This window comes from Agromyces sp. GQ35, from assembly GCF_059758475.1.
In genome coordinates, this window is record NZ_JCAXEO010000002.1 from 541,192 (window position 1) to 562,247 (window position 21,056).

15 protein-coding genes are annotated in these 21,056 nt (G+C 69.3%); 7 read left to right on the plus strand and 8 right to left on the minus strand.

Going from position 1 to position 21,056, the window contains the following annotated elements; translation table 11 throughout:
* Positions 1-34 precede the first annotated feature (34 nt).
* Together mnmA and AC6CH0_RS14555 are read right to left on the minus strand one after the other, a co-directional pair.
* Positions 35-1,141 carry a tRNA 2-thiouridine(34) synthase MnmA gene (gene mnmA, locus AC6CH0_RS14550; protein ID WP_498102066.1) on the minus strand — a complete coding sequence of 369 codons (1,107 nt, stop codon included), beginning with the start codon at positions 1,139-1,141 and terminating at the stop codon, positions 35-37.
* Between the two features lie 46 nt (positions 1,142-1,187).
* Entirely contained in the window at positions 1,188-2,420 is a 1,233-nt protein-coding gene (locus tag AC6CH0_RS14555; RefSeq protein WP_498102068.1) for a cysteine desulfurase family protein, read from the minus strand.
* Between the two features lie 93 nt (positions 2,421-2,513).
* Here AC6CH0_RS14555 and glgX point away from each other — a divergent pair, with 93 nt between their 5' ends.
* Positions 2,514-4,616 (plus strand): glycogen debranching protein GlgX, encoded by a 2,103-nt coding sequence (gene glgX, locus AC6CH0_RS14560; RefSeq protein ID WP_498102070.1) that lies wholly within the window; start codon positions 2,514-2,516, stop codon positions 4,614-4,616.
* Positions 4,613-5,116 carry a Cys-tRNA(Pro) deacylase gene (gene ybaK / locus AC6CH0_RS14565; RefSeq protein ID WP_498102072.1) on the plus strand — a complete coding sequence of 168 codons (504 nt, stop codon included), beginning with the start codon at positions 4,613-4,615 and terminating at the stop codon, positions 5,114-5,116. The genes glgX and ybaK overlap by 4 nt, the downstream gene beginning before the upstream one ends.
* A 5-nt stretch (positions 5,117-5,121) precedes the next feature.
* Here ybaK and AC6CH0_RS14570 read toward each other — a convergent pair whose 3' ends face one another.
* The gene (locus AC6CH0_RS14570) at positions 5,122-6,669 is read right to left on the minus strand and encodes an MFS transporter (protein WP_498102074.1); all 1,548 of its coding nucleotides are present in this window, start codon (positions 6,667-6,669) and stop codon (positions 5,122-5,124) included.
* A gap of 78 nt (positions 6,670-6,747) precedes the next feature.
* Between AC6CH0_RS14570 and AC6CH0_RS14575 the strand changes: the two genes are divergently transcribed.
* A complete protein-coding gene (locus AC6CH0_RS14575) occupies positions 6,748-7,122 on the plus strand; it encodes a winged helix-turn-helix transcriptional regulator (RefSeq protein WP_498102076.1) in 375 nt (124 codons plus the stop codon).
* Between the two features lie 52 nt (positions 7,123-7,174).
* On the opposite strand, the gene glgP is transcribed toward AC6CH0_RS14575, so the two are convergent.
* Positions 7,175-9,745, minus strand: coding sequence for an alpha-glucan family phosphorylase (glgP, locus tag AC6CH0_RS14580; protein ID WP_498102078.1), 2,571 nt, complete (start codon positions 9,743-9,745; stop codon positions 7,175-7,177).
* Between the two features lie 107 nt (positions 9,746-9,852).
* On the opposite strand from glgP, the gene AC6CH0_RS14585 reads away from it, so the two are divergent.
* Both AC6CH0_RS14585 and glgB read left to right on the plus strand, forming a co-directional pair.
* Positions 9,853-11,892, plus strand: a complete 2,040-nt coding sequence (locus AC6CH0_RS14585; RefSeq protein ID WP_498102080.1) for an alpha-1,4-glucan--maltose-1-phosphate maltosyltransferase — start codon at positions 9,853-9,855, stop codon at positions 11,890-11,892.
* Positions 11,885-14,098, plus strand: coding sequence for a 1,4-alpha-glucan branching protein GlgB (gene glgB / locus AC6CH0_RS14590; protein WP_498102082.1), 2,214 nt, complete (start codon positions 11,885-11,887; stop codon positions 14,096-14,098). The genes AC6CH0_RS14585 and glgB overlap by 8 nt, the downstream gene beginning before the upstream one ends.
* A 78-nt stretch (positions 14,099-14,176) precedes the next feature.
* Here glgB and AC6CH0_RS14595 read toward each other — a convergent pair whose 3' ends face one another.
* Positions 14,177-15,139: a co-chaperone YbbN gene (locus AC6CH0_RS14595; RefSeq protein WP_498102084.1), complete on the minus strand. Its 963-nt coding sequence runs from the start codon at positions 15,137-15,139 to the stop codon at positions 14,177-14,179.
* Positions 15,136-17,031 (minus strand): DUF8094 domain-containing protein, encoded by a 1,896-nt coding sequence (locus AC6CH0_RS14600; RefSeq protein WP_498102086.1) that lies wholly within the window; start codon positions 17,029-17,031, stop codon positions 15,136-15,138. The genes AC6CH0_RS14595 and AC6CH0_RS14600 overlap by 4 nt, the downstream gene beginning before the upstream one ends.
* A 162-nt stretch (positions 17,032-17,193) precedes the next feature.
* On the opposite strand from AC6CH0_RS14600, the gene AC6CH0_RS14605 reads away from it, so the two are divergent.
* Both AC6CH0_RS14605 and AC6CH0_RS14610 read left to right on the plus strand, forming a co-directional pair.
* Entirely contained in the window at positions 17,194-18,807 is a 1,614-nt protein-coding gene (locus AC6CH0_RS14605; RefSeq protein ID WP_498102088.1) for a DivIVA domain-containing protein, read from the plus strand.
* Between the two features lie 28 nt (positions 18,808-18,835).
* Positions 18,836-19,903: an AI-2E family transporter gene (locus AC6CH0_RS14610; RefSeq protein WP_498102090.1), complete on the plus strand. Its 1,068-nt coding sequence runs from the start codon at positions 18,836-18,838 to the stop codon at positions 19,901-19,903.
* A gap of 34 nt (positions 19,904-19,937) precedes the next feature.
* Here AC6CH0_RS14610 and AC6CH0_RS14615 read toward each other — a convergent pair whose 3' ends face one another.
* Positions 19,938-20,678 carry an alpha/beta hydrolase gene (locus AC6CH0_RS14615; protein WP_498102092.1) on the minus strand — a complete coding sequence of 247 codons (741 nt, stop codon included), beginning with the start codon at positions 20,676-20,678 and terminating at the stop codon, positions 19,938-19,940.
* Complete coding sequence (locus AC6CH0_RS14620) at positions 20,675-20,983, minus strand: Rv1322 family protein (RefSeq protein WP_498102094.1); 309 nt, start codon at positions 20,981-20,983, stop codon at positions 20,675-20,677. Before AC6CH0_RS14620 ends, AC6CH0_RS14615 begins: the two co-directional genes overlap by 4 nt.
* Positions 20,984-21,056 lie beyond the last annotated feature (73 nt).

The following is a 21,056-nucleotide window of genomic DNA, read 5'->3' on the forward strand; positions in this document are numbered from 1 at the left end:
AGCCCGCACGCCTCGTGGTATGTGGCGACTGCCCTCAGGCGTCGACCGGCACCGCGCTCACGGTGCGGTCGATCGTGAACTGGCCGAGCACCCGGGTACCGACGTAGATCACGGCGGTCTGGCCGGGCGCGACGCCATCGAGCGGATGCCCCGGCGTGACCACGATCTCGCCGTCGACGAGCTCGGCGACGGCCGGAACGGGGTCGGCGTGCGCGCGGATCTGCACCTCGCACTCGAACGGGATCGACGGATCGGCCGGCGGAAGCCCGGCCCAGGAGAAGCGCGAACCGGCGATGAGGCCGATGGCGAGTGCCGCCTTCGGTCCGACCACGACGGTGTTCTCTTTCGGGCGCACCTCGAGCACGAAGCGCGGCTTGCCGTCTGCTGCGGGCGTGCCGAGGCGCATGCCGCGCCGCTGGCCGACCGTGAACGCATGCGCGCCCTCGTGCGACCCCACGACAGCGCCGGTGCGGTCGACGATGTCGCCGGTCTCGGTGCCGACGCGCTCGGCGAGCCAGCCCTTCGTGTCGCCGTCGGGAATGAAGCAGATGTCGTAGGAGTCGGGCTTCTGGGCGACCGAGAGCCCGCGCTCGGCCGCCTCGGCGCGCACGAGCGTCTTCGACGGCGTGTCGCCGAGCGGGAAGTACGCGTGGGCCAGCTGCTCGGCCGTCAGCACGCCGAGCACGTAGCTCTGGTCTTTCGCCTCGGCGCTCGCACGGTGCAGCTCACGGTTGCCCGCGGCATCCGTCACGATCTTCGCGTAGTGCCCCGTGGCCACCGCGTCGAATCCGAGCGCGAGCGCCTTCTCGAGCAGGGCGGCGAACTTGATGCGCTCGTTGCAGCGCATGCACGGATTCGGGGTGCGGCCCGCGGAGTACTCGGCGATGAAGTCGTCGACGACGTCGGCCTTGAATCGCTCGGAGAAGTCCCACACGTAGTAGGGAATGCCGAGCACGTTCGCGGCGCGCTGGGCGTCCATCGAGTCTTCGATCGTGCAGCAGCCGCGGCTGCCGGTGCGCAGGGTGCCCGGCATGCGGCTGAGCGCGAGGTGCACGCCGACGACCTCGTGGCCGGCCTCGACGGCGCGCGCGGCCGCCACGGCGCTGTCGACGCCGCCGCTCATCGCTGCAAGAACCTTCACCCCATCAGTGTAAAGGTGCTCGCTGGACGGATGCCCCGGGCAGGCGTCAGCGGTCGAACGAGGTCGCGCGGGCGGCGAGGCCGGCGCGAGCGGCCTGCGCGTGCGCGGCGGGCAACGCAGCGAGGAAGGCGTCGACGTCGACGTCGGTCGAGCCGTGGCCGATCGTGATGCGCAGCGCACCGCGGGCGTCCGCTTCGGAGCGGCCCATGGCGATCAGCACGTGCGACGGTTCCGGCACGCCTGCCTGGCACGCCGAACCGGTCGACACGGCGACGCCCGCCGCGTCGAGCAGGAACAGGAGCGAATCGCCCTCGCAGCCGGGAAAGGAGAAGTGCGCATTGCCCGGCAACCGCCCGGTGGCGGACGGATCGCCCGAGAGCCGCGCCGCGGGCACCGCGTCGAGGGCGCCCGCGATGAGTCGGTCGCGGAGCATCGCCATGCGCGCGACGTCGCCGTCGAGCCGCGTCGCGACGGCGGTTGCCGCTGCCGCGAACGACGCCGCTGCCGCGACGTCCTGCGTGCCCGAGCGCACCTTCCGCTGCTGCCCGCCGCCGTGGATCAGCGGTTCCACAGCGGCCGAGCGGTCGAGGACCAGCGCGCCGATGCCGGCCGGGCCCCCGATCTTGTGCGCCGAGACGCTGAGGGCGACGAGACCGGTGCCGCGCGCAGCATCCGTCGCACGTCTGACGCCGCGGAAATCGATCGGCACCTGTCCGTACGCGGCGATCGCGTCGACGTGCAGCGGCACGCCGGCGCGCGCGGTCATCCGTGCGACCTCGTCGACCGGCTGGATCGTGCCGACCTCGTTGTTCGCCCAGAGCATCGTGACGAGCGCGACGGATGCCCCGCCGCGCTCGAGCTCGGCGGCGAGCACGTCGAGACGCACGCGGCCGAGCCCGTCGAGTGGGATCTCGATCACCTCGGCACCCTCGTGCGCCCGGAGCCACTCGACGGCATCGATCGTCGCATGATGCTCGCCTGCCGGCACGAGGAGACGGGTGCGAGCCGCGCCGGTCGCAGCATCCGTTCGCCGCTGCCACCAGAGCCCCTTGATCGCGAGGTTCACCGCCTCGGTGCCGTTGCCCGTGAAGACGACCTCGATGCCATCGGCGCCGAGGGTCGCGGCGACGCGCTCGCGCGACTCCTCGAGCAGACGCTTCGCCTGCTGGCCGGCACTGTGGATCGACGAAGGATTGCCGACCACGGCGAGCGCGGAGGTGAGCGCCTCGATGGCCTCGGGCAGCATCGGAGTCGTCGCGGCGTGATCGAGGTAGACCAACGGCCCTCCAGCCCTGAACGTGTTCGACCGCGCCCGACGCGACGCGTGCAGGCGCTTGCAGGCGTGTCGCCTCCACGAACTACTGTAGATCGCATGCCTGAGCGCGATCCCCTGCACGACCTCGGTGTTCGCGCGGGCGCCGACGGCGGCATCGCCCGGGTCTGGTCGGAACACGCGAGCTCCGTCGAGCTCGTCGTCTTCGACGGCGACGACCTCGATTGGGCGCTCTCACGCACCCCGCTCGTGCGCGACGACCACGGCGTCTGGCAGGGCGAGTCGGCCGAGCTGCGCCCCGGCGCCCACTACGGCCTTCGCGTCGACGGCCCGGCAGGCGTCGAGCATGCGTTCAACCCCGTCCACACGCTGCTCGACCCGTACGCCACCGGACTCGCCCGGGCCGATGACGGGTCATGGCGGGGCGTCGCACTCGAACCGCTCACCGCGACCGGGTTCGAGTGGGGCGACTCGACGAAGCCGCGAGTGCCACTCGATCGCACCGTCGTCTACGAAGCCCATGTGCGCGGCTTCTCGAAGCTCAACCCTGCGGTGCCCGAGTCGCTGCGCGGCACCTACGCCGGACTCGCGCACGACGCCTCGCTCGAGTACCTCACGGGGCTCGGCGTCACGACGGTCGAGCTCCTCCCGGTGCACGCCTTCGTCTCCGAGGAGCGGCTCGTGCGTCAGGGCAAGCTCAACTACTGGGGCTACAACACCCTCGCCTTCTTCGCCGCCCATGCGCCGTACGCGAGTGTCGCCGCGCAGGCCGAGGGCGCGGCCGCGGTGCGCCGCGAGTTCGCCGGCATGGTGCGCCGCCTCCACGAGGCGGGCCTCGAGGTCGTGCTCGACGTGGTCTACAACCACACCGCCGAAGAGGGGCGCGAAGGGCCGACCTACTCGCTCCGTGGCATCGACAATGCCGCGTACTACCGCCACGACGCGCACGGGCGCTACGTCGACACCACGGGGTGCGGCAACAGCATCGACATCGCACGGCCCGCACCGGCACGCCTCGTGCTCGACTCGATGCGCTACTTCGCCGATGAGCTGCAGGTCGACGGGTTCCGGCTCGACCTGGCCGTCACGCTCGGCCGCGATGACCACGAGGCCTACTCCCCCGGGCATCCCCTGCTGCAGGCCATGCTCGACGACCCCGTCGTCGGCGCGACCAAGCTCATCGCGGAGCCGTGGGACGTCGGACCCGACGGTTGGCACACCGGCGGCTTCCCAGCCGGATTCACGGAGTGGAACGACCGCTACCGCGACCGCATGCGCGACTTCTGGCTGGGCGACCTGCGCCGCGAGCGCGAGACCGGGTCGGCAGGCAGCGGCATCGGCCGATTCGCGACGCGCCTCGCCGGTTCGTCGAACACCTTCTCCGTCGAGCGGGGGCCGCTCGCGAGCCTCAACTTCGTGACCGCGCACGACGGGTTCACACTCGCCGACCTCACCGCCTACGACGTCAAGCACAACCAGGGCAACGGCGAGCGCAATCGCGACGGCACCGACTCGAACAACTCCTACAACCACGGCGTCGAGGGCGAGGCGGCCGACCCGGCGATCCGCGCGGCGCGTCGGCGGAGCATCCGGAACCTGCTCGGCACGCTGCTGCTCTCGGCCGGAGTGCCGATGCTCACGGCGGGCGACGAGTTCGGACGCAGCCAACGCGGCAACAACAACGCGTACTGCCACGATTCGTCACTCACGTGGCTCGCGTGGGATCCGGCCGAACGCGCACGGTACGCGCCCGAGCTGCTCGCCACCACTCGTCGCCTCATCGCGCTGCGTGCCGAGAATCCCGCCCTGCGCCCGATCCGCTTCGGCAGGCCGGGCGAAGCGGTGCCGAGCGCTTCGCAGATGGACTGGTACAACGCCGACGGCCTGACGATGGGCATCGACGACTGGAATTCGCCCGCCGAGCGCACGCTGCAGTACCTCGCCTCCTCCACCCCCGAGACCGAGGCGTTCAACCGCATCCTGCTCGTGGTGCACGCCCACGAGTCGAGCACCGAGATCGTGCTTCCCGCGCCCGCTGGAATCACCGGCTACACGCTGCTCTGGGATTCGACCGAGGAAGCGCCGGGCACCGAGGATGCGGCGGGTACCGAGTCCCTCGCGGCACCGGCATCGATCCCTGGCGAGTCGATCACCGTCGACGGACCTTCGATGCGGCTGTACCGCGCCGACGGCGCTGCATGATGGCCAAGCGAGCGGATGCGTCCGCGGGCACGCCCGCGACCGTCGCCCTCGCCCGCGCCGGCATCGCCTTCACCGCCCTCGGCTACGAGCACGACCCTCGCGCTGCGGCCTACGGACTCGAAGCCGCCGAGAAGCTCGGCCTCGATCCCGACCGTGTCTTCAAGACCCTGCTGGCGAACGTCGACGGGGCGCTCGTCGTCGGAATCGTGCCGGTCGCGTCGCAGCTCGATCTCAAGGCGCTGGCGTCGTCGCTCGGGGGCAAGCGAGCCGAGATGGCCGATCCCGCCGTGGCCGAACGCAAGACCGGGTACGTCGTCGGCGGCATCAGCCCCATCGGTCAGAAGACCGCCCTGCCGACGGTGCTCGACGAATCGGCGATCGTCTGCGAGACGATCTACGTCTCGGGTGGGCGTCGCGGTCTCGACCTCGAACTCGCGCCCGACGACCTGCTCGCCGTCACCGGTGGACGCTACGGGCCGATCGCGCGACACCGAGGCTGATCGGTCTACCGCGCCGACACCTGAGGCCGAGCGTCGGCGGACTCCTGCACGCGATCTCCGCGCAGCCCGATGGTGACGTACAGCGCGGTCACGACGAGAGCCGCCCCGGCAACCCACGCCGCCACCGCGAAGCCGTCGGCGAAGGCCTGCGAGGCGCTCTCGGCGAGCGCGATCCCGGCGTCACCCGGGAGTTCGCGAGCGACGCCCATCGCACCGGCGAGCGTCTCCCGGGCCTCGGCCGGCACGGCGGCTCCGAGCCCCGACATCTGCTGCGCGTAGATCGCCGCACCCACGCTTCCGAGCACGGCCAGGCCGAGGCTCACGCCGAGCTCGGTGCTCGTCTCGCTCAGCGCCGAGGCTGCGCCGGCCTTCGCCGGAGGTGCTGCCCCGACCACGAGGTCGGTGCCGAGCGCGGTCACGGGCCCCACCCCCACGTAGACGAGCACGAACCCGATGACCACGGTTGAAAGCTCGCCCGACGATTCGACCTGCGCGAGCACCACGAAACCGGCGGCAGATACGAGGAGTGCCCCGGCGACGACGAGGCCCGGGGGCACCCGACGCGCGATGAGCGGTGCGACGAGCGTGGCCACGATCAGCGCCGACGCGGCCGGGAGCAGCCAGAGCCCCGCCATCAACGGCGAGAGTCCTGACACGAGCTGGAGGTACTGCGTGATGAACAGGTAGATGCCTCCGACGGCCGCGGTCGCGGCCAGCAGTGCGACGAGTGCCGCGGCGAACCTCCGGTCCCGGAAGAGTCTCAGGTCGATCATCGGCGCGTCGAGTCGAGCCTGTCGGCGCACGAACGCGACGGCGAGCGCGATCCCGGCCGTCGCCGCGACGATCGGCAACGTGCTGAACCCGTGAGTGGCGACCTCCTTCAACGCCCACACGATGGCGAGCAGCGTCACCACGGCGAGCACCGCGCTCAGGACGTCGATCCGAGCGCCGCTCGGGTCCCGGTGCTCTGGCAGCAGGAGGGGCCCGGCGACGAGCAGGACAACCATGACGGGGACCCCGAGGAGGAACACCGCGCCCCACGAGAAGTTCTCGAGCAGCGCGCCGCCGACGACCGGTCCGATGGCGATGCCCACGGAGAACATCGTCGCCCAGACGCCGATGGCGAACCCACGTTGGCGCGGATCCCCGAACATGCTGCTGATGAGAGCCAGGGTCGAGGGCATGAGGGTGGCGCCGGCGATGCCGAGCAGCGCGCGGCTGGCGATGAGCATCTCGGCGCTCGTCGACAACGCTGCCGCGAGCGAAGCCGCCCCGAACGCGGCCGCCCCGATCAGCAGCAGTCGACGCCGTCCGATGCGGTCGCCGAGCACCCCCATCGTGACGAGGAAGCCGGCGATCATGAAGCCGTAGATATCGAGGATCCACAGCAGTTGCGTGCCGGTCGGAGCCAGATCGGCGGCCAGGTGCGGCACCGCGAGGTGCAGCACGGTGATGTCGAGCGAGAGCAGGAGCGTCGGCAGTGCGAGGACGGCGAGGCCGATCCACTCGCGGGCACCGGCCAGGCGAGTGCTGGTCAGGGAGGGTGCGGTCATGACACTATTGTTCGGGAAGCATGGTTCGCAGCGGAAGTACGCACTTTTTCGTGCAGTAGGCACCTGGAGGAAAGTGTCATGAGCGATCTCGGAGCATTCACGTGCGGCCTCGAAGCCGCCATGGCGGTCGTGGGCGGCAAGTGGAAGGCCCTCATCCTGTGGGAGCTCAAGGCGGGGCCCACCCGGTTCAACGCACTGCAGCGGGCGCTCGGCGCTGTCTCGCCGAAGATGCTGGTGCAGCAGCTGCGCGAACTCGAGCGCCACGGGATCGTGCTCCGAACGAGCTACCACGAGGTGCCGCCTCGAGTGGAGTATTCGATGACCCCTCAAGGCGAGCGGCTCCTCGCGGTCCTCGAACCCGTCGGAGACTGGGCCGTCGACAACATCGAGCTCATCCTCGCCGGCGAGGCGCACGCCGAGCGAGGTACGCCCGTCGTGGCCTCAGCCGGCTGAACCCACGGCGCGACGCCGTTCGCTCTTCAGCATGCGCGCGCTGCAGCCCCGTTCAGCCGGCCACGGCGACGAGACCCAACTCCGCCGTCGAGAGCAGCAGCGGATGCCGCGGCACCACGCGAACCGTGTACCCGAACGCACCCGCACGGTCGAGCACGACCGTGCCGGTGTACAGGCGCTGCGTCGACGAGGTCGAGGGCACCGAGGCATCCGGTGCGGGCTGGAGGGCGGCCCGCTGCACGGCATCGATCGTGTCGTCGGCGCGGCTACGGCCGTAGACGACCTCGACGGTGACGTCGTCGGGGGCGAGCTCGCCGAGATCGACGTAGGCCCGCAGGTGCAGGACGTCGCCGACGTGCGGTGTGTCGACGCCTCCCGACTCGACATGCACCACGTTCACGCCGGGCCAGGCGGCCCTGACCTCGGCGCTCCACGCCGAGAGCTCGCGCGCACCCCGCGCTCCCTCGGCCGAGACTCGGGCGAAGTGCCCGGCCGCCGGGCGATAGAGCCGTTCGACGTACTCGCGCACCATGCGGTCGGCGCCGAGCTGGGGCGCGAGCACGGCGAGGGTCTCTCGCACGCGCCGAACCCATTCGACGGGCACGCCGTCGCCGTCGCGCTCGTAGTACCTCGTCGCGACGCGATGCTCGAGCAGTTCGTAGAGTGCGGACGCCTCGAGGGTGTCGCGCTCGGCGGCGTCGCCCGCGGCATCCGCTGACGGAATCACCCAGCCGAAGTCGTCGCCGGCGAACTCCGCCCACCATCCGTCGAGGATCGACAGGTTCAGCGCACCGTTCATCGCCGCCTTCATGCCCGAGGTGCCACAGGCTTCGAGCGGCCGAAGCGGATTGTTCAGCCAGACGTCGCAGCCCGGGTAGAGCACCTCGGCCATCGCCATGTCGTAGTCGGGCAGGAAGACGATGCGTTCACGGAGCTCGGGCTGCTGCGCGAACTGCACGAGCTGCTGGATGAGCCGCTTGCCCTCGTCATCGGCCGGATGCGACTTGCCGGCGATCACGAACTGCACCGGCCGATCGGGGTTCGTGAGGATCGACTTCAACCGCTCGGGGTCGGCGAGCATCAGGGTCAGTCTCTTGTACGTCGGCACGCGTCGGGCGAAGCCGATCGTGAGCACATCGGGATCGAGCACCTGCGAGACCCACTTCGGCGGCTGCGCACCCGAGTGCTGCTCGCGCCACGACGCCTCGAGCCGGCGCCGCGCGTCGTCGACGAGCTGACGGCGCATACTGCGCTTGGCCGCCCAGAACTCGCCGTCGGAGAGCGCAGGGCTGCGCCACTCGGCGTGCTCGGTATCGCCGGTGCCCAACGTCGTCTCGGCGATGCCGAGCATGACAGGGTCGGTCCACGTCGGGGCGTGCACGCCGTTCGTGATGGAAGTGATGGGCACCTCGTCGGCGTCGAAGCCCGGCCAGAGGTCGCCGAACATGCGCCGGCTCACCTCGCCGTGCAGCTTGGAGACGCCGTTCGCATGTTGGGCGAGACGAAGGCCCATGACGGCCATGTTGAACGGACTCGTCGCCGGGTCGGCGCCCGGCTCCACGCCGAGGGCGAGCGCATCGGCCGGATCGACGCCGGGGAGCAGGCCGCTCGAGAGATAACGCTCGACGAGCGCACGCTCGAAGCGGTCGATGCCGGCAGGCACCGGTGTGTGCGTCGTGAACACGGTGCCTGCGCGCACGAGCTGCAGCGCCTCGGCGAAGGAGAGCCCCTCGCCGATGTAGCCGGCGATGCGCTCGAGTCCGAGGAATCCCGCATGACCCTCGTTCATGTGGAACACATCGGGTGCGGCAGCTCCGCTGAGCTCGGTCCACGCCCGCACCGCACGGGCCCCGCCGACGCCGAGCAGAAGCTCCTGCAGCAGGCGGTGCTCGCCACCGCCCCCGTACAAGCGGTCGGTGACCGAGCGCAGCTCCCCCGAGTTGGCCGGGATGTCGGTGTCCAGGAGCAGCAGGGGAATGCGGCCGACCGCAGCCGTCCACACGCGCGCGTGCAGCGAGCGCCCCTCGGGCAGGGCGAGCGTCACCTGCACCGGTGCGCCATCCGGTCCGCGCAGCACCGAGAGCGGCAATCCGTCGGGGTCGAGCACCGGATAGCGTTCCTGCTGCCACCCGTCGGGAGAGATCGACTGCGAGAAGTAGCCGGCCTTGTAGAAGAGACCGACGCCGACGATGGGCACACCCAGGTCGGATGCCGCCTTCAGGTGATCGCCTGCGAGGATCCCGAGGCCGCCGGAGTACTGCGGCAGCGCGGCGGCAATACCGAACTCGGGCGAGAAGTACGCGATCGTGCGCGGCGTCTCGGCACCGAGCGACTGGAACCATCGCGGCTCGGCGAGGTACTCGCGCAGGCTCGACCGTTCGCGCTCCGCCCAGTCGATGTAACCCGCGTCGCTCGCGAGCTCGCCGAGTCGCCCGGGCTCGACCGCTCCGAGGAACGCGACCGGGTCGTGGTCGGATGCCTGCCAGGCCTCGGGGTCGATGTGCTGGAAGAGGCGTCGCGTCGGCTCGTGCCACGACCACCGGAGATTTCCGGCGAGCTCTTCGAGCGCGGCGAGTTGGGCCGGCACGACGGCACGGACCGTGAACTTGCGGATCGGCTTCACGCCTCCACCCTAGGTCGGGCGCGTGTCGAACACGTGAACGCGGGGTCACGCTGCGACCCCGACCGTTTCAGCCGTCTCATCCGCGGCAAACGCGCTACGGTCGAACGGTGACGTCCAGCTCTCCGCTCGCCGGCCGGATCCCCGTGGCCCGGCTCACCCCGACCGCGCCCGACGATCGATGGCGACCGAAGGCGTTCGAGGGCGAAGTCGTGCCGTTCGGTGCCACGGTCTTCCGAGAGGGGCACGACCAGGTCGGTGCGATGCTCGTCATCACGAGCCCATCGGGTCTCGAGCTCCGCGAACGCATGTCGCCGTTGGCCGACGGATCCGACCGGTGGGAGACCGAGATCCGGCTCGATGAGGTCGGCGAGTGGCGCTGGCGGGTCACGGGGTTCGACGACGAGATCGCGACCTGGCGGCACGACGGCGCGCTGAAGGTCGATGCCGGGGTCGACGCAGAGCTGATGTTCGAGATCGGCGCCCGACTGCTCGATCGGGCGATCGCCGAGAAGACCAGGCCGCTCGCGGCTCGAAAGCGGCTGACCGCGCTCGCCGAGGCGATGCGAGACACCGGGTCGTCCGTCGCCGCTCGCAGGCCGCTCATCGACGATCCGGCCCTCGACGAATTCGTCGTGCGCCCGCTCGCCCGGTTGTCGAGCGATTCCGCCGAGCACGCGATCCTGGTCGAACGCCGCCGCGCCGGAGTCGGGTCCTGGTACGAGTTCTTCCCACGGTCCGAAGGTGCGAAGAGACTCAAGGACGGCACCTGGAAGTCGGGCACGTTCCGCACGGCGGCGAAGCGTCTCGACGGCGTCGCCGCGATGGGGTTCGACGTGGTGTACCTGCCGCCGATCCATCCGATCGGGCTCACCAATCGCAAGGGACGCAACAACACCCTCGATCCCGCACCGAACGACCCCGGTTCGCCGTGGGCGATCGGTGGAACGCTCGCCGACGGCACCAGGGGCGGGCACGACTCCATCCACCCCGACCTCGGCACCCTCGCCGATTTCCGGGCCTTCGTGCGGCGAGCGGACGCACTCGGCATCGAGGTCGCCCTCGACCTCGCCCTGCAGGCCTCGCCCGACCACCCGTGGGTGACCGAGCATCCCGACTGGTTCACGCAGCTCCCCGACGGCACCATCCGCTACGCCGAGAATCCGCCGAAGAAATACCAGGACATCTACCCGGTGAACTTCGATGACGACCCCGAGGGCATCTTCACCGAGGTGCTTCGGGTGGTGCGGCACTGGATGAAGCAGGGCGTGCGCATCTTCCGGGTCGACAACCCGCACACGAAGCCTCTCCAGTTCTGGGAGCGACTGATCAGCACGGTGAATGCCGACGATCCGGGAGTCGTCTTCCTCGCCGAGGCGTTCACCCGGCCCGCGATGATGCAGGCACTCGCCATGGTCGGCTTCCAGCAGTCGTACTCGTACTTCACCTGGCGCAACACCAAGGCCGAACTCGAGGAGTTCCTGACCTCGGTCTCACAGGACACGGCCGACTTCATGCGACCGAACCTCTTCGTGAACACGCCCGACATCCTCACCGAATACCTCCAGTTCGGCGGTCCGGCGGCATTCACCGTGCGGGCCACGATCGCGGCGACCGCGGCACCGCTCTGGGGCGTCTATGCGGGCTTCGAGCACTTCGAGTCGGTGGCGCGCGCGGGAGCCGAGGAGGCCATCGACAACGAGAAGTACGAGTACAAGCCACGCGACTTCGCTGCAGCGGCTCGGGAGGGTCGCTCGCTCGCGCTCTACCTCGGCATCCTCAACCGCATCCGGGCCGAGCACCCGGCGCTCGGCCAGCTCCGCAACATCCATTTCCACGCGAGCGACGACGATTCGGTGCTCGTCTATTCGAAGCACCTCGATGGCCGCTTCATCGACTCGCCTCGCGGGGGCCGTCGCCCGGCAGACGACACGATCATCGTCGTGGCCAACGTCGACCCTCACTCGGTGCGGGAGACGAGCGTGCACCTCGATCTCGAGGCGATCGGCCTCGAGCCGGGAGCGCGCTTCGAGGTCGACGAACTCGTCACCGGCGAACGCTGGGAGTGGGGCGGCTCCAACTACGTGCGGCTCGACGCCTTCACCCGGCCGGCGCACGTCCTGCACGTGAGAAGGGGCACCGATGCTTGAACCGCTTGCAGCGCCCGACATCCCCGACGAGGTGCTCGAGGCCGTCGCCGAGGGGCGGCACGCCGACCCGCACTCGGTTCTCGGGCAGCACGGATTCGCGCTGCCGCATACCGACGGACCACTGACGGCGATCCGAGCACGACGCCCGCTCGCCGAGTCTGTCGATGCGGTGTTCGAAAGCGGCGAATCACTGCCCCTGGCGCACGTCGGCCACGGCATCTGGGCTGGAGCCGCGGTGTTCGGCCCTCGCGACTATCGCATTCGCGCCCACTACGCCGAGGGTGCCGAGTGGACGAGCGACGACCCCTACCGGTTCGCGCCGACGATCGGCGAACTCGACCTGCATCTCATCGGCGAGGGGCGGCATGAAGAGCTCTGGCGCGTGCTCGGCGCCCACTCGCGAGAACACTGGGGCGTCGACGGCAGCATCCGTGGCACCGCATTCACCGTGTGGGCGCCGCGCGCCCGCGCCGCGCGAGTGGTCGGTGCGTTCAACCGCTGGGATGGAACCGGCCATGCGATGCGCAACATGGGCGCGACCGGCGTCTGGGAACTGTTCGTCCCCGATGTCGAACCGGGCGCGGTGTACAAGTTCGAGCTGCTGACCGCCGCGGGCGATTGGATCATGAAGGCCGACCCGATGGCACGCCAGGCCGAGGTCGCGCCCGCCACCGCGTCGATCGTGTCGGCGAGCACCCATCGCTGGGGCGACCACGCGTGGATGACCCGTCGGGCAGAGACCGACCTGCATTCGCAGCCGATGAGCATCTACGAACTGCACCTCGGCTCATGGCGACCCGGACGCGGATACCGCGACGTCGCCGACGAACTCATCGAGTACCTCGAATGGCTGGGATACACGCACGTGGAGTTCATGCCGCTCGCCGAGCATCCGTTCGGCGGTTCCTGGGGCTATCAGGTCACCGGGTACTTCGCGATCACCTCGCGCTTCGGCTCCCCCGATGACCTCAAGTACCTCATCGACCGCCTGCATCAGGCCGGCATCGGCATCATCATGGACTGGGTGCCCGGGCACTTCCCGAAAGACGACTGGGCCCTCGCGAGGTTCGACGGCGAGCCGCTCTACGAGCACGCCGACCCGCGGCGCGGCGAGCAACTCGACTGGGGCACCTACGTCTTCGACTACGGCAACCCGAGGGTGCGCAACTTCCTCGTCGCCAACGCGCTCTTCTGGTTCGAAGAAATGCACGTCGACGGGCTCCGCGTCGACGCGGTCGCGTCGATGCTCTACCTCGACTACTCCCGAGACGACGGCGAGTGGCTCCCCAACATCCACGGCGGCCGTGAACACCTCGAGGCCATCGCGTTCCTCCAGGAGGCGACCGCGACCGCGTACAAGCGCAACCCCGGCATCGTCATGATCGCGGAGGAATCGACCAGCTGGCCCGGCGTGACCGCCCCGACCTCGAGCGGCGGACTCGGCTTCGGCTACAAGTGGAACATGGGCTGGATGCACGATTCGCTGCAGTACATCCAGAACGATCCGATGTACCGATCGCACCACCATCACGATCTCACGTTCTCCTTCCTCTACACCTTCAGCGAGCATTTCGTGCTGCCGATCAGTCACGACGAGGTCGTGCACGGCAAGGGGTCGCTCGTGCGCAAGATGCCCGGCGACCATTGGCAGCAGCTCGCGAACGTGCGCGCCTACCTCGCCTTCATGTGGGCGCACCCCGGCAAGCAACTGCTCTTCATGGGCCAGGAGTTCGGCCAGCTCTCCGAATGGAGCGAAGAACGCGGGCTCGATTGGTGGATCCTCGACCAGCCGAGTCACCGACAGCTCGCCGAATTCGTCGCGGCCCTCAACCGCGTCTACCGGGCGAGCCCGTCGCTCTGGCAGCTCGACGACGATGCCGCCGGTTTCGAGTGGATCGAGGGCGGCGCCGCTGCCGAGAACGTGATCGCGTTCCTCCGCTACGACCGCGACCGGCGCCCGTTGCTCTGCGTGCTCAACTTCGCCGGGGTGCCGCGCGAGGCGTTCCGGCTCGGGCTGCCGTTCGCGGGCCGTTGGCGCGAACTGCTGAACTCGGATGCCGCGGAGTTCGGCGGCTCCGGCGTGGGCAACCTCGGCAGGGTCGACGCGATCGCGACGCCGTGGGCCGGACGCCCGGCCTCAGCGACGTTCACGCTCCCGCCGCTCGGCGCGGTGTGGTTCGTGCTCGACGAATCACCGGTCGAGTAGCGCGAAGCGCCGCCCGCCGGTCGAGTAGCGCGAAGCGCGTATCGAGACCCCGCGTCGTCTCCGCGTGTTCCGCGACGATCAGTAGAGCAGGTTCGTCAGGCGCCTTCTCGCCTCGACCACGCGAGCATCATCGACGCCCACGACTTCGAACAACTCGACCAGCCGTTCGCGCACGAGCTTCTTGCCATCGACATCGAGACCCGGGAACAGTGTCAGCAGACGGTCGAACGCATCGTCGACGTGTCCGCCCGAGAGGTCGAGGTCGGCGACGTCGAGCTGCGCCCCGAGATCGTCGGGCGCAGCCGCGGCCGCGGAGCGGATCTCGTCGAGCGTCTTGCCGTGAAGACGGCCGAGCAGATTCGCCTGCGCGAGACCGGCGACCGCGAGCGCATCGCGCGGGTTCTGCACGATGGCGGTGCGGTACGCGGATGCAGCGGCGGCGAAGTCGCCGCGCTCGATCGCGTCGTACGCCTCTTGGTGCAGCGGCGGCAGCGGCGGCTCGGCCGGTTCCGCCGGCTCGGCATCGCCGCTTGCTCCGCCCTCGCCCGGGGCGATGCTGCCGGTCACGCCGTGCTGTCCGGCGAGCTCGAGCAGTTGATCGAACAATTGATCGAGCACGTCATCGGGCTGCGCGCCCGCGAAGAGCGGCACCGGCTGACCGGCGACGACGGCGACGACCGTCGGAATCGACTGCGCCTGGAACGCCTGCACGAGTTGCGGACTGCGGTCGGCATCGGCGGCGGCGAGCACGAGCCGGCCATTGCGCGCACGCACGAGTCGTTCGAGCGAGGCGAGCAGTGTCTTGGACGGCTCGCTCCACGTCGCCCACAACGCGACGACGACCGGCACCGTGCGGGAGAGTTCGAGCGTCGAGCCGAACGCCGCATCGTCGGTCTCGAAGACGATCTGGTCGGTCGGCCCCGTGGCCGCATGCGCCCCCTGGGCGGCGGTGCCACCCTGGGCTGCTTGTCGTTGCACGAGTGCCGACAGGTCGACGGCGCCGCGGAGCGCCGCGCCTGCGGGGGGAATCGAATTGGTCACGGTACCTCCGAAGCTCCGATGAGACTCTCCGACCAGCCGAGCAATCGGATCTGGTCATCGGCGTCGTTGCCGACACCGGGAACGTAGAACAACATCTGAACACCTATGACGCGTTGCACGCCCTTCGCGCTCTTCTCGCTGAAGCCCGACAGGGCCAGCGCAGCCCCCGGCTGGAACCCGATGGTTCCACCGTCGTTCGGCACGACCTTCTCGGTCTGCTCGATCGAGACGGTCACGAGCGCGCCTGCATCGTTCGTGGCGAGAGCGATCGTAGGACTCTCGCCGACCAGATTCGAGAATGTCGCGTCAGCGGTCGCCGGGAGTGCGTCGTTGATGGCCTGCTGACCGGTCACGCCGAGCTGCTCCCGCAGCGCATCGCCTTCAGGATCGAACATCGCAGCGAACTCGGAGGTGTCGCCCTTCAGCAGCACGTCGGCGTACGCCGCGGCGACCTGCCCGGTCGGCATCACGAGTCCCTTGAACTCGGGTGAGATCGGGGGCGCGCCGATGGAGGCCGGCGCGACCTCGGGCACATCCGCGTCGGGCGCCAGTGCCATGGAATAGAGGATCTTGTAGTTCTCACGAGCCGTCTGCTGCACGAGTACCAGAGCCGTCGGAGCGATCGTGGGGTCGTCGGCGTTCTTCGCGATGGTGAGCACGGTTCGAGGCCAGCCCGTGGCCTGCTGCGGCAGCGTCAGGGTGAGAGGCGACGCGGGAATCGGGGTGGGAGCCGGGTGTTCGGCGAGTGTGCCGCGAATCGCGTAGTTGGCGGTACGCGCTTCGAGAGCCGGTCCGGTGAATCGCTGCGCGGCGGTCGCGGCGTCGCGCGAGGCGTCGACCTCCGTGGCGAACACCGCGACCCGACGCATGATGCGCTCCATTTGGGGCACGGTGACCGCCGGGACGGCCTCTGGTGCGTCCTCATCGGCGTCATCGGTCGGGATCGGCGTGTCGAGCGGAGTCGCAGGGGCGGTGGTTTCGGGAGCCGCCAGCTGGTCGAGACTCGGCCAGTAGTCGGGCGAACACCCGCTCAGCGCCAGTGCCGGGATCACGAGCAGCGGCACGAGGGCGACTCGCTTGGTGCGGCCGATGGCTCGGCGACCGCCGCCGCCGATCTGCGCACGACCTGGCCTCGGCGCGCTCGGCAGCTTGCCGCGCGGCCCCTTCGGAAGGTTTCGTCGCGGCCCACGTGAGCGACGGTGGTTCACGAAGCCCGAGATCACGAGTGCGATGCCGACCAGGAAGACCAATGCCCCACCGGCGATGAGCGGCCCGGCCCATGGCGTGGCATTGTCGAGTGGCCAGTCGATCTTCACTCGGGAGGGGAGTTCTTCGCCGCCGTTCGCGGTGATGAGCACCGAGATGCCCTCGGGCACATCGATCGTCGTGGTGAGCACCATGTCGTCGCTGAACTCGTCGAGCCACAGGTCGGAGCCGGCCGGGGACGGCGCCACGACGGCATCGGCATCGGCTCCGGCGCCGGCATCGCTCGGCGGCGTCGAGGGGCTCGGCACGGACGGCGCGGGATCGTCGACCGGATCGCTGACGACGATCTCGTTCGTCAACTGATCCCCGGCGGCGTCGTAGCCGACCGAGACGTACTGCGTCTGTCCGAGCCACGCTTCGACGTCGGAACTGCGTCCGTACGAAAGGAAGGCCTTCGACGATCCGGAGACGGTGATGGTCTGCTTGCCGGGATGGGCCGCCAGCGCGCCGGGCTCGAGCACGATGAAGTCGGCCTCACCGCCGGAGAGCTGCGCAGACATCGAAACGCGATCCGGTTCGAGGAGGACCGTGCGCTGAGCGATGCCGAGCCCGATCATCACGGCCGCGGCGATGAACGCCACGATAGCGAAGACGAAGCGCACGAACCGACCTCCATTTGTCGCCACGGGCGACGTCTGACAAAGACATTCCACACTACCGGCGGAATCTGGGAGACTCCTAACCACTCGCTGGGCGAACGATGTCTGCGCGCCTCCGGCGCGCCCCGTACAATCGGACTCACATCCCGCATGCGCCCCCACGAACGCGGGACAGAGCCCGGAGGAAGAATGGCCGTCGAAGAGACCGAGTTCACGCAGGTGTTCCGCGGATACGACAAGGACGAGGTCGACAAGGCGATCAATGGACTTCGCCGCGACATCATCGCCGCGAACACCCAGAGCACCGACAGCGTCAAGGAGAACAAGCGGCTCCTCGCACGTATCGAAGAGCTCACCGCCGAACTCGAAGAAGTGGGTAGTCCGACCTTCTCCGGCCTCGGCACCAAGCTCGAGAACACCTTGCGCGTCGCAGAGGAGCAGTCCACACGCCTCATCGCGCAGGCCGACATCGACGCTGAGAAACTGCGGCGCTCGGCCGAAGACGAGGCGCACCTCATGCGCTCCGACGCGCACGAACTCGCCGAACGCACCCTGACCGAGGCCCGCGCCCAGGCGAACCGCATCCTCGAGAACGCCCGTGCCGAAGCCGACGACATGGTTTCGCGCTCGCACGAGTCGAGCGAGCAGCTCCGGCAGGATGCCGCCCGCGACGCCGCAGCGATCCGCGGCGCCGTCGCGACCGAGACCGCCGAGATCCGCACGAGCGCCAAGCGGGAATCCGCAGCGATGACCGCTGCAGCCGAGCGCAAGGCATCCGAGATCCTGGTCGCTGCCAACGCCGAAGCCACCGAGGCGCGCGCGACGGCGGCCGGGCTCACTCAGGAGACCGAGCAGACCCGGGCCGAGGTCGCGATCGAGCTCGACCGCGCACGGGCCGAGCTCGCACGCGAGACCGAACAGGCCCGCATCGACCTCGCCGCGGAGACCGAGCAATCACGACTCGACCTCGAGCGCGACTCCGCCGAGGCACAGGCCACCATCGATGCCGAGATCGCCGAACGCCGCGCAGCACTCGTGCACGAGCTCGAGCAGGCTCGCAGCGATCTCGATCGCGAACTCGAAGCCGGCCAGGCCGAACTCGCACAGCAGCGAGACCAGGCGAAGATCGACATCGAACGCGAGGCAGAGGGCGCACGCCTGAAGCTCCAGCACGAACTCGAGCGCATCCGCGCCAAGCACGCGGCGGACCTCGAGCAGATGCGCGCCGATCTCGCGCTCGAGCAGGAGCAGGCACGCGCCGACTTCGACGCCGAGTCGGAGCAGGCCCGCATCGATCTCGACAACCAGCTCACCGCAATGCGCAAGAAGACCACGCACGAGGTCAACCGCATGCGTCGAGAGATCGAGAAGGCGCATCTCGACCTCGAGTCCGAACTCTCCACGAAGCGCGACGAAGCCGAACAAGAATTGCTCGCCGCCCATCAGGAGGCGGTCGCGCAGACTCAGAAGTTCCTCGAAGACGCCAACGCCGAGCTCGCCGAGGCAGTCGCCCGCACGGCCGAGAGCCGAGCCGAGGCCGACCGACTCGAGACCGAGGTGCGTTCCGAGATCGCCGTGGTTCGCGACAAGGCAGATGACGAGGCACGCGATCGCATCGCCGCGGCACACGAGCAGGCGCGCAAACTCATCGCCGACGCAGAGGAGCGCACTCGTGCGCTCGTCGCCGATGCCGAGGACCGGCTCTCGCAGATCAAGATCGAACGCGACGCCGTCGCCGGGTACTTCGAGAGCCTCCGCGGCGTGCTGACGCAGGCGGAGCAGATCGCGGCCAAGACCAAGTAGCCGGCGAGGAGGGGGCGCGGGCCGTTCCATGAAGATCCAGAACGCGTTCCGCATCGGGCTCGTCGGTACCCTCGGTGTGGGCGTCGGCCTCCTCATCCTCACCTCGATCGTCACGTTGTCGACGATCATCACCTACATCGGAGCGGCGCTCTTCCTGGCCCTCGGCCTCGACCCGGCGATGAGCTGGCTTGAGCGCCGAGGGCTTCCTCGATGGGCCGCCATCCTGATCGTGATGACCGGTGTCGGGTTTCTGGTCGCAGCCCTGGTACTCGCGGTGGTGCCCATCATCGTCGACCAGGTGAGCCAGCTCGTCGAGGAGATTCCCCGCATCGTCGAACGGGTGAACTCCCAGGAGTGGATCGAGAACCTGAAGGATCAGCTCCCGCAGGTACCGATCGACGAGATCAACGAGCAGGTGACCACCGGTCTCACCGACTTCTTCACGAACCCCGACAAGCTGAGCGAGCTCGCCGGCGGTGTCTTGCAGGTCGCCCTGGCGATCGGCACGGGCGTCTTCGGCGTGGTGATCGTATTCATCCTGATGCTGTACTTCGCCGCATCGTTGAACACCATGAAGCGGGCGACCTACCAGCTCGTCCCCTCGTCGAAGCGAGCACGGTTCGCCGACCTGACCGAGCAGATCACTCAATCCGTCGGACGGTATGTGCTCGGGCAGGTGTCGCTCGCAGCCGTCAACGGCATCGCGAGCTTCATCTTCCTGTCGATCATCGGAGCACCGTTCACGGCGGTCCTCGCCCTGCTCGCGTTCCTGTTCTCGCTCGTCCCCCTCGTCGGCACCCTCAGCGGCTCGGTGATCATCGTGCTGGTGTGCCTGATCCCGGGCATCGGCTCATCGCCGCTGACCGCGCTCGTCGCGGCCATCTACTACATCGTCTACATGCAGGTCGAGGCATACGTGCTGAGCCCTCGCATCATGAACCGGGCGGTGAAAGTGCCGGGCGCGCTCGTCGTGATCGCCGCGCTGGCGGGCGGTTCGCTCGGCGGCGTACTCGGAGCGCTTGTTGCGATCCCGGTGGCAGCAGCGACCCTCCTGATCATCAAGCAGGTCGTGATCCCGCGCCAGAACGAACTCTGACCACTGGCCCGGCGGGTGCCGACCGGTTCCCTCGTCAGACCACGGCCTGTGCCGGCCACACCCGCGGCAATGGCACTGCAGCGGCCGGGTTCACGATGGCGACGATCTCGTCGAGTACGCGACGGGTCTGCGACTCCCCCACCCAGAGGTGCCTTCCGCCGGCCACGTCGATGCGTGTGATGCGCGGCACGCTCGCGAACCGCTCCGCAGCCTCGGACGGCCTCAGGTAGTCATCGAGCTCGGGGATGAGCGCTACCAGCGCGGGCGTGGCCTGCTGCCAACGGGCGAGCTCCGCATCGCTCGTGCGGTGGAGCGGCGGCGACAACAGGATCGCGCCGTCGATGTCGTGATCGAGCCCGTACTTCAGGGCGAGCTCGGTGCCGAACGACCAGCCGAGGAGCCACGGGTGCGGCAACGCTCGCTGGGTCACGAACGACATCGCCGCCGCGACATCCGCCCGCTCACCGATGCCATCGCCGAATGCGCCGTCGCTCAGACCACGTGGCGACGAGGTGCCTCGAGTGTTGAAGCGCAGCACGGCGAGGTCTGCGAGCGCCGGCAGCCGCGCGGCCGCCTTGCGCAGGATGTGCGAGTCCATGAAGCCGCCCGCGGTCGGCAGCGGATGCAGCGTGACGAGTGTCGCCACGGGTGCGCGGTCGATCGGCGTGGCGAGTTCTCCGACGAGAGTCAGGCCGTCGGCGGTCTGCAACTCGATCTCTTCGCGCCGCGCCGGGAGTTCGACCCCCGCGCGGATCTCGACGGGTGCGTCAGTCACAGGATGCCGATCTTCCAGCAGTGGAGGTGCCAATGCCGGCGAGACGCGAGATCAGCGGCATCGCCGAGCACGCCATCGGCACGCCAGGCGACGAGATGCGCGACACCCGGCGCGACGTCGAGGCCGCAACCAGGGCAGAGGTAGGCCTTCACCGCCTGTGCCTCGGAAACGGGCTGCACGTTCCATTCGCGACCGCCTCGCGATTCTGTTCGACGCCAACCAGAGGTGAGTCGCTCGACGTCGAGTTCGGGATGCTCTTCTCGGGCACGATCCGCCCGGCTCCGGGATCGGTTCGAGCGTGCCATGGAACCCAGTCTAGGCGAGCTCCCGTGGGTCCCTGCGCCGGCCCGCCCGCGCTTCGGGCGAAGCGGTCGTCAG

Excerpts from the sequence above, each read along its gene's own strand:
- AC6CH0_RS14610 (WP_498102090.1), top strand. The coding sequence starts at position 18,836 with ATGAAGATCCAGAACGCGTTCCGCATCGGGCTCGTCGGTACCCTCGGT.
- AC6CH0_RS14620 (WP_498102094.1), bottom strand. The coding sequence starts at position 20,983 with ATGGCACGCTCGAACCGATCCCGGAGCCGGGCGGATCGTGCCCGAGAA.
- ybaK (WP_498102072.1), top strand. The coding sequence starts at position 4,613 with ATGATGGCCAAGCGAGCGGATGCGTCCGCGGGCACGCCCGCGACCGTC.
- AC6CH0_RS14605 (WP_498102088.1), top strand. The coding sequence starts at position 17,194 with ATGGCCGTCGAAGAGACCGAGTTCACGCAGGTGTTCCGCGGATACGAC.
- glgX (WP_498102070.1), top strand. The coding sequence starts at position 2,514 with ATGCCTGAGCGCGATCCCCTGCACGACCTCGGTGTTCGCGCGGGCGCC.
- AC6CH0_RS14575 (WP_498102076.1), top strand. The coding sequence starts at position 6,748 with ATGAGCGATCTCGGAGCATTCACGTGCGGCCTCGAAGCCGCCATGGCG.
- AC6CH0_RS14570 (WP_498102074.1), bottom strand. The coding sequence starts at position 6,669 with ATGACCGCACCCTCCCTGACCAGCACTCGCCTGGCCGGTGCCCGCGAG.
- glgB (WP_498102082.1), top strand. The coding sequence starts at position 11,885 with ATGCTTGAACCGCTTGCAGCGCCCGACATCCCCGACGAGGTGCTCGAG.